Raw genomic sequence first — 14,404 nt, forward strand, 5'->3', positions numbered from 1 at the left:
TCAGCGTTTGGGGACGAACTCGTAGAGGATCCTCGTCCCGAAGGGCGCCAGCAGAAGGTCCTGGCCGACCATGCCCATCGCGGACACCGGGAACCCGGTCGAGAAGAGGCCGGTCGCGTTCGCCGCGGTGCCGTACCCCTTGGCGAACCGCGTGTTCTCCACATCGCTCTGCAGGTCACGGGGGCCTGGGTAGCCGCTGACCTGCAGTGTCCTGGTGCCGCCGGTGTGGCTGTCCACGCGGACCACGACGGGTGCGGAAACCCCGCTTGACATCGCGTGCACCAGGACGTCGTCGCCGGCGGCGGCCAACTGGCGGCGACCCAGTTCGACCGGGCCCCGGCCGACCAGGTCGATGTCCGCGGTGACAGTGGGGATGGTCAGGGGCACCTTGCCGTGTCCGTCGAGGATCACCAGGCCGCCTTGGGACGAACTGGCCGCGAAACGCCCGCCGGTCAGTCCGGCCACGCCGGCGCCGGGAGCGAGTGGAGTGCCGATCGGGAACACTGTTGTGTCAAGGATTTTGCCGTCGGCCAACCCGTTGATCCGCCAGACCTGGCCGTGCGCGCTGTCGAGCAGCACAGGGGTGGGGCCCTCGAAGCTGACCGCGTCGAACCTGGCCGCGTTCCAGACACCCATGGGGTTGGCGAAGAAGTTGCCGTTGCGGTCCCTGACCTTGGTGCTGTCGACGTCGAGGGGCGCCTTGATGGCCCGCAGGTCGACCGCGCGGCCGGTGCTCAACTGCACGATCCGGACCGGGCGGGCCAGCGTTCCGCCCTTTGTGGACGACGAGTTGGCCGGGACGAGCCACGCCTGGTCGCCGTTCACCACGATCGCGCTGACCGCGCCGAGCGTGTCCCTGCCCTGCAGGCGGAGTTTCTGGGAGAGGTCACCAGCGACCGGGTCGTCGTTCGTGGAGAACGGGGCCAGCGTGGGATCCCACACCACCTCCACGACCCCGTCGGTGCGGATCCGGACGATCCGCAGCGTCCTCCCCCACGGCGCGGTGCTGTCGTCGGCGTCGCGCGGGTTGACGTCCGCGGGGTACTTGCGGGACACCAGGTAGACCGTGCCGTCGTTGAGGGTGGTGAGCGCCTCCACGTGGCCGATGCTGGTCTCCGGGCCGGGCGCGGGTGACGTCGGCAGGCCAGCGCCGCCGGTGCCGGCCACCATGCGGACCGTGCCGCGTTGCTCCTCGGCGAGCGGCGCCGCCACAGTTGGCCTGCAGCGGGCTTTTTCGCCGTACTTCGTGGCGATCACGCCGGCCAGCGCCGCGAGGTCCTCGTCCCGGGACTGCCGGCGCTGGTCGTACCCGGTGATGTCGAGTCCGATTTGGACAGGACGGTTCCCACACGTGATGGCGAGCGAGACCGACGGCGCCGTGTCCGTTCCGGTCCGCAACGGGTTCGGCAGCGCGGACCGCGCGGACCGGTCCTTGGCCACCTGGATCGCCGCGTTGACCCGGGCCGCCACACCCGGCTGGTCCACGTCGACCCGCAGCGACGCCACCGTCTGCCGGCCGGCATCCTCGCTGGCCATGACCTCACACTGACCGCGGTCGAAACCCAACTCGCCGAGCGAACTCAGCCGGTCCTCGGCCCGCGCGGTGACGTGCGCCAACGACTGGGCCGGCAGCAGGGAACAGATCTCCGGCCCCTGCCCGGTCACAGGATCGTCGTTCACCGGCTGGTGGCCGCTCCGCTCGGGTCCCGTGCACGAGACCAGGCCGATCAGCGCCAGTCCGCAGACACCCACCCGTTTGCGCACGTCACCCATGGTCGTGCAGGAGTCCTCGGTGGACCGTCGATTATGCCTCGCCCGCAAGTCCCATCATCCGGACACCGTTGCGTGGATGCGCATCCACGCATGGACTTGACGGGTCCTGTTTCGCAGTCCAAGACGGGAATCCCACCATGTCCGTGACCGACGAACTGCTTGCCAACAACGCGAACTACGCGCAGAGCTTCACCGGGCCCCTTCCTCTTCCGCCGGCGAAACACGTCGCCGTGGTCGCCTGCATGGACGCCCGAATCAACGTCTACGGCGTCCTCGGCCTGGGCGAAGGCGAGGCCCACGTGATCCGCAACGCCGGTGGCGTGGTCACCGAGGACGAGATCCGGTCCCTGGCGATCAGCCAGCGCCTGCTCGGCACCAAGGAGATCATCCTGATCCACCACACCGACTGCGGAATGCTCACCTTCACCGACGACGACTTCAAGCACTCGATCCAGCGGGACACCGGCGTCAAACCGGCCTGGGCCGCCGAGGCGTTCAGCGACCTGGACGAGGACGTCCGCCAGTCCATCGCCCGAATCCGAAACAGCCCCTTCGTTCCGGTGAAGGACTCCATCCGCGGCTTCGTCTTCGACGTGGCGACCGGAAAGCTCAACGAAGTCGTCTGACCCACCCGAGCCGGCCGTCCCACCCAGGCGGCCGGCTCACCACTCCCGACCGTCCTACGACTCGGACCTGTCTGCCCACGGATCGCGCAAAGCGATACCAGCGTCGACGAAGTCGTTGGTGTTCCGCGTCGCCAGGCAGGCGGCGAAGCGTCGGCAGATCGCGGCGATCTGCGCGTCGGCCATGCTGATCGGGCGGCCCTGCTGCGCACGCGCCGCAGCGATCTCGCCGTAGTAGCCGGCCGCTGCACCGTCGAACGGCAAGATTTGATCTTGGAAGTCCTCGGTCAGCAGTTCCGAGACCTTGACCGCGAGCGTGGTTTTGCGTTGGCTGTCCGGAAGTCGAGCGACGTCATACGCGAGTTCCGCGGCCGTGACGGACGTTATGAAGACCTCGTCCGCAGGGTACCGATCGACCCAGCGGACCACGTTGTCGTCCGGGTCCCGCCGCATCAGTTCGGAGATGACGTCGGTGTCGAGAACGATCACTCGGGAAACTCCACCGCTCGGGCCTGCTCCACTCGCCGGGGCGGCTCAAAGTCCGGGTGGTCGGCGTCAGCGAACCGCTGCCGAATCCTCGACCCCATCCCTAGACCGGACGTCGGTTTGGTCAGCACCAAGGCAAGGATCGCGCGTACCTCAGCCTCCATCGAGCGGCCGTGCTCGGCGGCGCGGACCCTGAGCTTGGCCTTCAACCCCTCATCGAAGTCGCGGATGGTCAGGACCGCCACATTCCACCTCCGATGCTGTCATTGCAGTCAATGCTAGCAGATGGAGTGCGCGTCGCCGCCGTCAGAGTCCGAGCACTCGACGCAGTCCCGCGTCCACGTCACGCATCAACACCATCGGGACGTCACTCACGCGCTCCGACAGTTCGTCCTTGTTCAGCGTGACCAGCGCGGTCACGTTGACGACCGAGTCGCGAGGCAGTCCTGTCGCGGACGCGGGCAAGAAGACGTTTCCAGGCGCGGTGGCCAGCTTCGTGTTGGACGTGACAACGGCAACCAGCACCGTCGTCAACCGGCTGGCGTTGTAGGGATCGGCCTGCACGACGATCACCGGGCGACGCTTGGCCGGCCGCGACCCTTCAGACTCGCCGAGATCCGCCCAGTGGATGCTGCCGCGTTTGATCACCACTCGTCGTCCGTCGACTCCAGCTTCCGCCGGCCCGCTACGACCGCGGCCGTCGCCGAGTCGTCATCGTCGCCGATGATGTCGAGCGCGGCGTTGATCTCATCGGTCAGCGACTCTTGTTCCAAATGCTCCAAGTAGAAACGCGCCGCACGAGCGTAAAACTCCGAACGCGTGACACCCAAACATTTCGCACTACGCTCTACCTGGGCAAACGTCTCGTCAGGCACAGATATAGCTGTCTTCACACCACGAGTATAACCCGGTATTACCCGGGACTCCAGTCTGTCAGCCCTCAGCGGCGAGCTGGCCGCAGGCCGCGGCGATCTCCCGACCACGGGTGTCACGCACCGTGCACGCCACCCCAGCCGCGTTCACCCGACGCACGAACTCATCCTCAACCGGCTTCGGCGACGCGTCCCACTCCGACCCCGGCGTCGGATTCAACGGAATCACGTTGACGTGCGCGAACTGCCCCAAATGCCGACGCAACAACTTGCCCAGCAGATCCGCCCGCCACGGCTGGTCATTCACATCCCGGATCAACGCGTACTCGATCGACACCCGCCGACCCGTCCTGTTGGCGTACCCCCGCGCCGCCTCCAACACCTCGACGACCTTCCACCGGGTGTTCACCGGCACCAACGTGTCCCGCAACTCATCATCCGGCGTGTGCAACGACACCGCCAATCGCACCTGCAAACCCTCCTCGGTCAACTTGCGGATCGCCGGCACCAGACCCACCGTCGACACCGTGACCGAACGCTGCGAAATACCCAAACCATCCGGCGCGGGATCACAGATCCGATGAACCGCCGCCAACACCCGGTTGTAGTTCGCGAGCGGTTCACCCCCGGCAACAGACTTACAACACGTCGCTTACCAACGTTCCCGCAGGTCAGAGGTCATCGGTGCTATCCCTCCGCCGCGAGTTGCCCACACGCCGCCGCGATCTCCTGTCCACGGGTGTCCCGGACCGTGCACGCCACCCCAGCGGCGTTCACCCGACGCACGAACTCGTCCTCGACTGGCTTCGGCGACGCGTCCCACTTTGACCCCGGAGTCGGGTTCAGCGGGATCACGTTCACGTGCGCCAGCGGTCCCAGGTGGCGGCGCAGCAGTCTCCCGAGCAGGTCCGCGCGCCACGGCTGGTCGTTGATATCGCGGATCAGCGCGTACTCGATCGACACCCGCCGACCCGTCTTGTCCGCGTAACCACGCGCCGCATCCAGTACCTCGGCGACCTTCCACCGGGTGTTCACCGGCACCAACGTGTCCCGCAACTCGTCATCCGGGGTGTGCAACGACACCGCCAACCGAACCTGCAAACCCTCCTCAGTCAACTTGCGGATAGCCGGCACCAGCCCCACTGTCGACACCGTTATCGACCGCTGGGAGATCCCCAAACCATCCGGCGCCGGGTCGCAAATGCGGTGAATTGCTTTCACCACTCTGACGTAGTTGGCAAGTGGTTCCCCCATGCCCATCAGGACGATGTTTGATAGTCGGCTAGGTCCGCCCGCCAGCTCGCCATCTCTAACGGCAACTGCTCCCAGTCGAACCTGCTCAACGATCTCTGCGGTCGACAGGTTCCTGGTAAGGCCACCTTGGCCGGTCGCGCAAAATGGGCAGGCCATGCCGCAACCAGCTTGGCTTGAGATACACAGCGTCGACCGGTCTGGGTAGCGCATCAACACACTTTCGATCAACGTGTGATCGTGTGCGCGCAGCAGCGTCTTCTGTGTCGCGCCGTTGTCACAACTAACCTTGCGCACCACCGTAAACAATGGGGGCATGAGGTCCGCAACGAGACGATCACGTTGCACTGCGGGAATATCGGTCATCGCGGCGGGGTCCGCGGTGAGCCTGGTGAAGTAGTGGTTGGACAGCTGGTTGGCGCGGAACGGCTTCTCACCGAGTTCCGCGACAGCCGCCCGGCGCTCGGCGACGGACAGGTCAGCGAGGTGGCGCGGCGGCAGGCCGCGCTTGGGTGCGTCGAACACGAGCGGAAGCGAAGTCATAACCCGCCTAGTGTCCCACGTCCGGAGTGCCACGGCGGGGTCCCACCTGTTCCCGCTCGTATGCTGGAGCCGTGCTGGCTCCTTGCAGGCTCAGGCTGAGCCTCCTCAGGTCTCACGTTCCGCTGAGACGGCACGTTCCAGGTGGGTTTATGCGAGAGCGTGACTAGCGCTGTCACTGGCCGTGTCGTCTGTGGTACGACAGGTCATATGAGAGCCCGCAAGGTTTCAGGTTGCGACAAGGACAACTGCCCGGCGGTGTACATCACCGATCAGGGCACAGTGCTTGCCCAGGGCATGCCGGTGACTCAGGTCGAAGGCGTGGCGACAGGTCCAGGCGAACTCGTCGTCGAGCTGCCGATAGACGTGCTCCGTGATGCAGTTCGGCGGCTTGATGCCGAAGGAGCCTCGGCGTGACCGTGATCAGCGGGGCAGAAATGGCGGCTCTGTTCGACGGATACCAGCGCACAGCTTGGCGGTTCGAGGCTCAACCGGTGTACACAATGCCCGATGAGCGGGCAAGCTTTACGCGGTTTCTGGCCGGCGAGCCGAAGCCAAGCGGTCACAACGAGGACTGGCACCTGACCGTGCGGTCCTACGTGACTTTAGGAAAGAAGATCGGTCGTGTACGGATCGTTCGCCAGCCGCTGACCGACTATCAGCGTTACCAGCTCGCTTGGGGAATTCCAGGCAATATCGACGCCGGGGAGGACATCCGGATCCTCGATGTTACGGGCGGCGATCTAGGCTTGCCTACGCAAGACTTCTGGATGTTCGATGAGTCGATAGTGGTTCACCTGAACTTTAATACTGACGGCACGTTTCGCGAGCGAGATCGAGTAGACAGCTCAAACTTGAGCACATATCTCGCTTGGCGGGACGTGGCAATGAAAAACTCAGTGTCATTCGCCGAATATGCTCGACCCTGACCGGCAGGACCAAGAGCGCAAAGACCTCGGTCTGGCTCTTCGAAAGCTTCGCAAGGCGGCCGGCCTCGGGGGCGAGAGGCTGGCCGCTCGCTGTGGCCTGTCGCAGTCGAAGATTAGTCGCATTGAACGAGGGAGAACACTGCCATCAGTCCTCGATGTTCAGCGCATATTGAATGCTCTCGACGTACCGGAGGACGTTGCCAAGTCGCTGCTGGATCTGACGCGAGTCGCGAACGTGCACTACAAGTCATACCGCGCCTACGCTCAGGTCGGACTCTGGCAGACGCAGCGGCAGATCAAGGCGCTTACCGAGTCATCCACTGTAGTGCGTCAGTTTCTTCCTGCCATCCCATGCGGTCTCATTCAAACTGAGGACTATGCGCGACAGGTCCTCACGCCAGCAATCCCGGGCGACATCAGTTGGGACGTTGAGCTAGCTGTCAGGGCGCGCATGGAAAGCCAGTCCACTTTGCTGGAAAAGTCGCGAAGGTTTACGTTTCTGCTGACCGAGCAGGCCGTCCGATGGCCGCGAGCGGATAGGGACGTAATGGCCCGTCAGTGCACACACATGGCCGAAATATCCGGTCGCCCCAACACTGATGTGGCGGTCATTCCCAACCGAGGTAGAATTTCAGCCTCGCCTCTTCATTTCTTCGTGATCTACGACGAGCGACTAGTAACTGTGGAGCTATTCTCCGGCAGCATTGTCCTTCGAGATCCCAAGGACATTTCTTACCATCTGAGCCTGTTTGACTATTTTCTCGATCACTCTCTGACCGGTGACGACGCTACCAGGTTTCTAGAGTCGATGGCGGATGAATTTATGCACGGGCAAGACTAGAACGGGTTTATGCGAAAGCGTGACTAAAGCTCGCGCTTATCCTCCCTCGTTCCCTACGTTGGATGTACGGCCGCACTGGGCGACATTCCCCCCGGCCTGTCCGGTGCGGCTATCCAATGCTGATGGGGAAGAGGGTTTTCGATGCGGAGATCGCTCGCTTTGCTGTTTGTCGCTGCCCTGACTTTGCTGTCGGGATGCGGCCTACTCGGCGGAGCGTCGCCTGACGCGGCCCCGAACGACAAGGTGGAGAGGTCCATCATCCGGGTTGGGCAGTTGAAACTCACCGATGCCTTGCCGCTCAACATCGCGATCGACAAGGGCTACTTCAAGGCCGAGGGCTTGGATGTGGTTCTGTCGGTGGTGGGCAGGGGCTCGGAGAGCTTCGACAAGCTCCAGGCGGGTGATCTGGACTTCGGCCTGATGTCGTACCCGAACGCCCTGATCCCGCAGGCCAAGCACGTCGCAGAGTTGACGGTCGTCGCGGACGCGGCCGAGACCACCGAGGGATACGTCCTGTGTGTGGTGAGGAAAGACAGCCCGATCAGGGACCCTCGCCAGTTGGTGGGCAAGAAGATCGCTATCTCGTCGCCGAAGGGGATCAGCGAGTTGGCGATGACCGATCAGCTGGCCGGCCTGGGCATCACCGCGGACCAGGTGAAGTTCCCAAGCATCCCGATCACCGACATGCCCGGCGTGCTCGCCAGTGGGGCCGTCGACGCGGCGGTCATCAGCGAGCCCGTGCTGACCCAGGCCGTGAAGCGGGACGGCTTGAGCACCGTGCTCGCGCCGTTCTCCGGACCAACAGCCAACTTCCCATGGTCGGGATGGGTGGCGATGAAGAAGTTCACCGACGCCAACCCGAAGACGACCGACGCCTTCCGACGCGCGTTACTGCGTGGGGTCGCGGATGCCAACTCCGACCGGGGCCTGGTAGAGAAGGCCGCGGTGAAGAACCTCGGCGTCGATGATCAGACCGCCGCGCTGATGATCCTGCCGGTCTATCCCCGCAACACCGCCCCGGACCCGTTGCAACGGGTGGCTGACCTGTTGGCCAAGTACGGGCAGATCCCGAGGCGCGCGAACAGCACCTCGTTGGCGGCCGAGCTGGACATGCACGCGATGCTCCCGCCACCGCTTACCCCGACCTCCTGGGCAACGACCAACAGCAGGTAGACGGCTCATCGTCCGCATCGCCCATCCCCTGCCAGGAAACGCGAATGAACACTCATGAAGACCGCGTCATGTCGGCACGGCTGGGCGGGCTGCACTCCGACGTTCATCGGTTCGTGCTGAGCACCGTTGAGGCAGATCACCACGGCATGCGGTGGCCTCATGGCCGCAACGAACAGCAACTCCTCGCCACGCGCCTGATCGAAGTCGGACTGATGCTCCTGGGCCACGCGACGAGGCTGCCTGACGTCGAACGCGCGTCAGTCTGTCTGCCGGACGTCATTCCAGGGCCAGTCCACGAAGCCCCTAAGACCACGGCGCTCCCATGATCTTCCAGTGGCTGCCGATCGTCGGCCTCGGTGGGTTGGTGTTGTTCGTGGCTGTCCAGTGCGTCGTGGCCTGGCGTCAGGCCGTTCACACGGCACGTAGGGCCGCGAGCGTTGCGGCGCTGCACATTGCGGCCCGCCAGTACGTAGCTAGTGCTCACGAGGGAGGTGATCGAAATGGCTGATACGCCTGTGGTGGTTGAACGAGTCCCCGCTGTGCAGAACCGGACGGAGTTCAACTTGTCCGACGGAGCAGATGGTGACTCCGGCGAGACGAACGATGGCGGCCGGGGATACGACGACTGATCGCTACGGTGCCCCGGGGTACTGCTCTCGGGGCACCTTCCCGTTTTCAGGAAGGGTCTGATGGATCACAGGCTTATCCACCAACTGTGTCGAGCGTTCGACTGGAGCGGGTCGGACGAGGTGGGCAAGGAATTCGTTCGTGGCGAGTTGGACGACCCCAGTCTGCCTGCCCGGATTCTCACGCCGCAGCGCATGCTGGATCTGATCATGAGGCGCAGCCTCGCGCCGCATCGGTTCCGGTGCGTGATCGACGGCGAGGACATCCACCCGCAACGCTACATCCGGATGAACAGCACTCGGCGCGGCCACAGTGTTCCGGTCGCCGACATGGACCGCATCGGGCGTCTGGTGGAGTCCGGATGCACGCTCATCCTTGATCAGGCCAACTTCTATGACCCCACGCTGGAGGTTGTCTGTCGCGCCCTTCAGTGGTGGTCAGGCCAATCGCTCCAGGTCAATCTCTATCTCACGACCGGGACGGCCGAGGGATTCGAGTTGCATTGGGACGATCACGACGTGATCGTGGTGCAGTTGGCCGGCGAGAAGACGTGGGAAGTCCGCGGCCAGTCGCGGCAGGCACCACTGTTTCGGGACGCGGAGCCGAACTTCGAGCCGAGCGACGAGATCGTCTGGACCGGTGTGCTGCGCGAAGGCGAAGCGATGTGTATCCCCCGCGGCTACTGGCACCGGGCAACACGCAACGACCTCGGCCAAGGATTCAGCCTGCACGCCAGCTTCGGCCTGCACAAGCGATCCGGAGCGGACTGGCTGGCCTGGATCGCTGACGAATCCCGGAGCGACGAGCTGTTCCGCATCGATCTCACACGGTCGCTTCACCCGCTCGTCCGCGAGAGGCAAGAAGACCGCCTCAACGCCGCGGCATGCCAGCTCATCGGTAACAGGCCGGTCACCGACTTTCTGTCGTCCCGGGCGCGATTGTGTGCACCCAGCCGGCACGTCAACACACTCGGCACTTTCGGGCGACCTACGGCGGTGGTGTGCATCACCGAGTATCCGCCCGAAATGGACAGTGACGAGAAAACTATCACCGTGGCGGCTGCCGCTCGACGCGTCACGATCGACAAGAACCTGTTGCCCGCGGTGGAGATGCTGCTGTCCGGCCACCCGGTGCGGCTGGAGGATATCGAGCTGAAGACCGGGATCGATCCTCGGTCACTCGCGTCCACGTTCCTGGATGAGGACATCTGCGCCGAGGCCACCCCGGAGCTGTTGGCCGGCTATGAGGGGCTAGTGAGCTGATCGATGATGCGCTGTGCGTGGATCTTCGACGGTTCCACAAAGTCGTCGGCATAGCCGGCCGGGGCCGTCAAGATCTCCGCACAGCGCATCAGTTGGCACAGCAGACCAGAGCGAGAGTCCAGGTCGGCACCGCGCTCGCGGTAGATGCGATCCGCCAGCGCGGGCACGAGCAGCGAGTTGTGCCACAACGAGGCCGCGTCCCAACCGCGCGGCGCAACACCCCAGTCCTCCCAGTCGAGGATGCAGAATTCCGGAGCGGTGAGGTTTTGCCAATAAAAGTCGCCGTGCGCCGTGGCCCACTCATCGACCGTCGTATCCAGCCCGCGGAACATTGCCGTGATGCCGTCATCGATACGTTGCTGCCGAACCGCCACACGCGTCGTTTCCTGCGTACTCAACGCGTCGAGCGACTCGTCAAGTCGCTGCCACCATACTGCCGACAGGTCCGGCGCCTCGCGCAGGACGCCCCACGGGATCACACTCTTGGCGGGGATGAACTCGGTCTCGTCGGCACGCCACACTCGGTCGTTGGCGCGATCAACCCACGACACAGCCTGATGCCACTCCGGTCTGGCAACACCGCGAAGGATCACGGACCTTTCCACACCATCGTTGCCGCGTCGCACGAATCGCGACATGGGTTGCTGTTCGACGCGAACCCACGTGTCCCGATGTGTACGGAATCCAACCGACCGGCGCTTACGGACTTCCGTCTGCCGATCGAAACGCACCTCAAGAGCGCGGCCGACTCGTTCGATCTCCGAGGACGCGTCGTACTTCCTCAAGTCCAAGGACATACGAAAAGGCTACATGCTGAGGGCCACAACAAAAAGGCCCCCGCAGCTCACTGAGCTGCGAGGGCCTTGTTACTCTGGATTCTGTCAGGCTGGCTAACGATCAGTCTTTGAATGAGCCATCAGTGCGGTATCGGTGCTTGCCGAGCACATGCTTGCACTGTGGGCAGGTACGCCTGACGAACTTGAACATCCATAGCCACCAGGTGACCAATAACCCTCGGCCGAGCCTGACCATCAGTGATCTGGTGCAGGCCACGCAATCGCGGCACCCCGCCACACCTACCCCCTCCAGACATGAGCAATGTTCACAATGTGGATCTTTGTCACCGTACCGGACGTTCGTTGACGTGCCTGTCCCACTTCATTGCCTAGAACTCCGCACCATAGAGCGATCCCCAACTACGAAGGCCGACCTCGTGGTCGGTGTCGATGTGCACGGGTCCTATGTGTTCGGCCATGAGCCGGGCGATCTCGCCAGCTCCCCACTCCGCCCGCGCCGCCGGGAGCGACGCGATCACTTCGTCGTGGATGGGCAGCCGGAGGTAGGGCGTGTAGCCGGCCTTGTGCAGCCGGAGCAGTCCACGGCAGGTGACGTCCCGGCTGGTGGACTGGATCTCGTAGTTAAGCGCGGAGTACGCGCGGGCCGGGTCGACTGGCAGCCGCCTGCCGGCCGGCGTGGTGATGTACCCCCGCCTGGCGGCAGAGTGCTGAAGCTTGCGCGACCGGGCCGCCACGCCCGGGTAGCGCTTGTCGAACGCCTCCACCACTGCCTTGGCGATAGCTAAGGGAATCCCGGCTTGTTCGCTGACCGTCTTCGCGCCGCCGCCGAACACGCGGGCGAAGTTGGTCATCTTGCCCGCCTTGTACTCCTTGGTGTCCTTAAGCACCTCGGGGCCGAACGCGGCCCTGGCGGTCATCAGGTGCAGGTTGGCGTCTTCGGCGAACGCCTTGATCATCGTCCGGTCCCCGGACAACGCCGCTAAGACCCTGAGCTCCTGGCCTTTGTAGTCCACCGAGGCGACGCGGTGGCCGTGCTCGGCCAGGAAGCACCTGCGGATCAGGTAGTCCCCGGCGGGCAGGGTCTGTGCGGGGATGCCGGTGATGCTCATCCGCGCGGTGCGGGCACGCAACGAGTTGATGGAGGCGTGGCACCGCCCAGCCGGGTCCATGCCGGCGAGGAACCCGTCCACCCATGTGGTGCGCCATTTGCGGGCCTTCTTGGCGTCCTGGACCGCGAGGGCGAACTCGTCGCCCTGAGCGGCCAGGGTGGCGAGCAACCTCTTGTCCACCTGCCGCCGCCCGGTCGGGGTCCGGCCGGTGATCTCGACTCCCCGGTGCTCCAGGACATCAGCGACCTGTTCGGTGGAGTTGACGTTGTCGCACCCCAGCCGTTTCGCGATCTCGACCGCGGCCATCTCCTCGCCGGCCAGCCGGGCGGACAGATCGAGGGTGTAGTCGACGTCCAGGAGGAACCCGGTGCGTTCCATGTAGGAGCAGACTTCGGCGATCTGGTGCTCGAAGGCGATGAGCGGCCGGGCCGAGTGCGGCACGAGCGAGGTAAGGATCTGAGTTAGGCGGGCGGTGAGGATGGTGTCCATCCCCGCGTACAGGGTGTACTCGGGATCGGCGATGTCCACCGCGGACCAGATCTTCGCCTTGGTGGTCTTGTACTTCTTGGCCAGCCGGCTCATCAGGCCCTTGACCTCGTCGGCCACCACAGGGTCGACGTGGTGGCGGGTCAGGGCCTCCAGACCGTGGCCGATGCCCCCTTCGTCTTGGCCCCTCGGGTCGACCAGGTGGGCCAGGATCTTCGTGTCCCGGACCTTGGGCCACAGCTCTTCCATGCGGATGCCAAGGTGCCGTTGGGCGACTTGTAGGTCGTACGGGGCGTTGTGGATGACGAGCTGCCCGAGGCCGCGCAGGGCGCGGCGCGTGTCTTCCTGGATCTGCCCGCCGTGTTCGACGGGCAGCACCCACGCTTCGCGGGTCGTGCCGAACTGGATGAGCCTGAGCTTGTGAGTGGCGCTGTAGATGTCTAAGCCGGTGGTTTCGGTGTCGACCGCGAGTGCCCTGAGGTGCTGGCGGACGAAGTCCCGGAACCCGGTGAGGTCTGCGTCACTCTGGACGACGTTGATCGTGACCTGGTTTCCGGCCACGGTGTGGTGGTGTTGCTGCATCCACCTCTCTCCCTGCCTTGTCGGCAGCGGCCGGCGAGTCGGTTAGGGGTGGTAGATGTGCCGGACGATCCGGGATACCGTCGCGGCGTTGATGCCGAACTCGGCGCCGATGTCGGCCTGGGTCTCGCCGCGCTCGGCCAGGTCCCGGATCTCGGCCACCTGCTCTGGGGTGAGTTTCCGGCCGTTGCTCCCAGCCTGGGTCGACTGGTGAGCCCGTACGGCCGCGTACTTGGCGCGTAGGTCTTCGAGTTGGCGGCGCAGGTCGGCGATGATCTCGCTGGGGTGGGATTCCGCGACCAGGGCCATGGTTACTGAACCTCCGTGGTCACGTAGTAGGAAATCGAGGTCAGCGGGATCACGACCCGGGTAGCCGTGTCGGGCCGGATGACGACAACATCCGCGAACTCGTCGACCTGAGCGTTGATGTGGTGCATCTTCTCGCCACGGTGAAAGATGACTTCGACTTCGTACATAGGTCTGTTGGTCCCCCTTGGTGGGGCGGGGGCTACCCGCCCCGAAGCGTCTGATCTGGACATTCGTGTCTACTTCCGGTTGTTGGCCCACTCGCGGTCGCAGACCTTCTCGGGGCAGTCGAACGCGCCCCAGTTCTTGCCGGTCTTCTCGGAGAATCCGGACTTGTAGAGCCGTTGGCCGTGTTCGCAGTACCGCTTTTCCCCGTTCGGGGCCTCGTTAGCCCCGGCAGGCTTACCGGCCTGTCGCTGGCCGGAACCGGAGCTGGAACCGGCCGAGCTGCGCTGTTGGGCCGGGCCGTAGCTGCGGTGTAAGAACTTCGCGGCGCTGACGGTCAGCTCGACGAGCTGCTTCACGCCGTCGGTATCGCCGAGCTGGTCGGCGGCGTCGTGTACGTCGGTGCCGTCGATGGTGATCCACGGTGCGTCGTAGCCGGCCCCGGCCTTGAGCGTGACCCGGACCTTGTGCTCGCCGGCCGCCGTGACCGCCGTCGTGGTGACCGTGGTGGTGTCGTCCTGTGGGCGGTCGTGGGGTTGGTCGGGTGCGTCGTGTTCGGCGAATGGATCAAAGGTCATTCAGGGA

Annotated in this window: 17 protein-coding genes and 1 pseudogene; 6 read left to right on the forward strand and 12 right to left on the reverse strand. The window is 64.6% G+C overall.

The window, feature by feature from the left end:
• Complete coding sequence (locus EV192_RS27730; RefSeq protein WP_132120467.1) at positions 1–1,764, reverse strand: hypothetical protein; 1,764 nt, start codon at positions 1,762–1,764, stop codon at positions 1–3.
• Positions 1,765–1,910: 146 nt separating this feature from the next.
• On the opposite strand from EV192_RS27730, the gene EV192_RS27735 reads away from it, so the two are divergent.
• Positions 1,911–2,399 (forward strand): beta-class carbonic anhydrase, encoded by a 489-nt coding sequence (locus EV192_RS27735; protein WP_132120469.1) that lies wholly within the window; start codon positions 1,911–1,913, stop codon positions 2,397–2,399.
• Between the two features lie 54 nt (positions 2,400–2,453).
• Here the strand turns inward: EV192_RS27735 and EV192_RS27740 are convergent, their stop codons facing one another.
• From EV192_RS27740 to rlmN, 6 genes and pseudogenes are all read right to left on the reverse strand, one after another.
• Positions 2,454–2,885 (reverse strand): type II toxin-antitoxin system VapC family toxin, encoded by a 432-nt coding sequence (locus tag EV192_RS27740; protein WP_132120471.1) that lies wholly within the window; start codon positions 2,883–2,885, stop codon positions 2,454–2,456.
• Entirely contained in the window at positions 2,882–3,127 is a 246-nt protein-coding gene (locus EV192_RS27745) for a FitA-like ribbon-helix-helix domain-containing protein (protein WP_132120473.1), read from the reverse strand. The genes EV192_RS27740 and EV192_RS27745 overlap by 4 nt, the downstream gene beginning before the upstream one ends.
• A gap of 61 nt (positions 3,128–3,188) precedes the next feature.
• Positions 3,189–3,533, reverse strand: a complete 345-nt coding sequence (locus tag EV192_RS27750) for a type II toxin-antitoxin system PemK/MazF family toxin (RefSeq protein WP_132120475.1) — start codon at positions 3,531–3,533, stop codon at positions 3,189–3,191.
• Positions 3,527–3,775 carry a ribbon-helix-helix protein, CopG family gene (locus EV192_RS27755; RefSeq protein ID WP_132120477.1) on the reverse strand — a complete coding sequence of 83 codons (249 nt, stop codon included), beginning with the start codon at positions 3,773–3,775 and terminating at the stop codon, positions 3,527–3,529. Before EV192_RS27755 ends, EV192_RS27750 begins: the two co-directional genes overlap by 7 nt.
• Positions 3,776–3,815: 40 nt before the next feature.
• Positions 3,816–4,379 (reverse strand): annotated as a pseudogene (locus EV192_RS27760) (radical SAM protein); the annotation flags it as partial.
• 62 nt (positions 4,380–4,441) lie between these two features.
• Positions 4,442–5,548: a dual-specificity RNA methyltransferase RlmN gene (gene rlmN / locus EV192_RS27765; protein WP_132120479.1), complete on the reverse strand. Its 1,107-nt coding sequence runs from the start codon at positions 5,546–5,548 to the stop codon at positions 4,442–4,444.
• A 207-nt stretch (positions 5,549–5,755) separates the two neighbouring features.
• On the opposite strand from rlmN, the gene EV192_RS27770 reads away from it, so the two are divergent.
• The 5 genes from EV192_RS27770 (at position 5,756) to EV192_RS27790 (ending at position 10,377) form a co-directional block, all read left to right on the forward strand.
• Positions 5,756–5,962 carry a hypothetical protein gene (locus EV192_RS27770; protein WP_132120481.1) on the forward strand — a complete coding sequence of 69 codons (207 nt, stop codon included), beginning with the start codon at positions 5,756–5,758 and terminating at the stop codon, positions 5,960–5,962.
• A complete protein-coding gene (locus EV192_RS27775) occupies positions 5,959–6,474 on the forward strand; it encodes a DUF6879 family protein (protein ID WP_207926262.1) in 516 nt (171 codons plus the stop codon). Before EV192_RS27770 ends, EV192_RS27775 begins: the two co-directional genes overlap by 4 nt.
• The gene (locus EV192_RS27780) at positions 6,461–7,315 is read left to right on the forward strand and encodes a helix-turn-helix domain-containing protein (protein WP_132120483.1); all 855 of its coding nucleotides are present in this window, start codon (positions 6,461–6,463) and stop codon (positions 7,313–7,315) included. Before EV192_RS27775 ends, EV192_RS27780 begins: the two co-directional genes overlap by 14 nt.
• Before the next feature lie 141 nt (positions 7,316–7,456).
• On the forward strand, positions 7,457–8,488 hold the full coding sequence (locus EV192_RS27785) for an ABC transporter substrate-binding protein (RefSeq protein WP_132120485.1): 1,032 nt from the start codon (positions 7,457–7,459) through the stop codon (positions 8,486–8,488).
• Between the two features lie 749 nt (positions 8,489–9,237).
• A complete protein-coding gene (locus EV192_RS27790; RefSeq protein ID WP_243727109.1) occupies positions 9,238–10,377 on the forward strand; it encodes a cupin domain-containing protein in 1,140 nt (379 codons plus the stop codon).
• Here the strand turns inward: EV192_RS27790 and EV192_RS27795 are convergent.
• The 5 genes from EV192_RS27795 to EV192_RS27810 form a co-directional block, all read right to left on the reverse strand.
• Positions 10,356–11,174, reverse strand: coding sequence for a hypothetical protein (locus tag EV192_RS27795; RefSeq protein WP_132120488.1), 819 nt, complete (start codon positions 11,172–11,174; stop codon positions 10,356–10,358). The genes EV192_RS27790 and EV192_RS27795 overlap by 22 nt on opposite strands.
• 368 nt (positions 11,175–11,542) lie before the next feature.
• On the reverse strand, positions 11,543–13,351 hold the full coding sequence (locus EV192_RS27800; protein WP_132120490.1) for a DNA polymerase: 1,809 nt from the start codon (positions 13,349–13,351) through the stop codon (positions 11,543–11,545).
• A 42-nt stretch (positions 13,352–13,393) separates the two neighbouring features.
• Entirely contained in the window at positions 13,394–13,657 is a 264-nt protein-coding gene (locus EV192_RS27805; RefSeq protein ID WP_132120492.1) for a helix-turn-helix domain-containing protein, read from the reverse strand.
• A gap of 2 nt (positions 13,658–13,659) precedes the next feature.
• Entirely contained in the window at positions 13,660–13,824 is a 165-nt protein-coding gene (locus EV192_RS54075) for a hypothetical protein (RefSeq protein WP_165960637.1), read from the reverse strand.
• Positions 13,825–13,893: 69 nt separating this feature from the next.
• Positions 13,894–14,397: a hypothetical protein gene (locus EV192_RS27810; protein WP_132120494.1), complete on the reverse strand. Its 504-nt coding sequence runs from the start codon at positions 14,395–14,397 to the stop codon at positions 13,894–13,896.
• Positions 14,398–14,404 lie beyond the last annotated feature (7 nt).

Source organism: Actinocrispum wychmicini (assembly GCF_004345645.1).
GTDB classification, from domain to species: domain Bacteria; phylum Actinomycetota; class Actinomycetes; order Mycobacteriales; family Pseudonocardiaceae; genus Kibdelosporangium; species Kibdelosporangium wychmicini.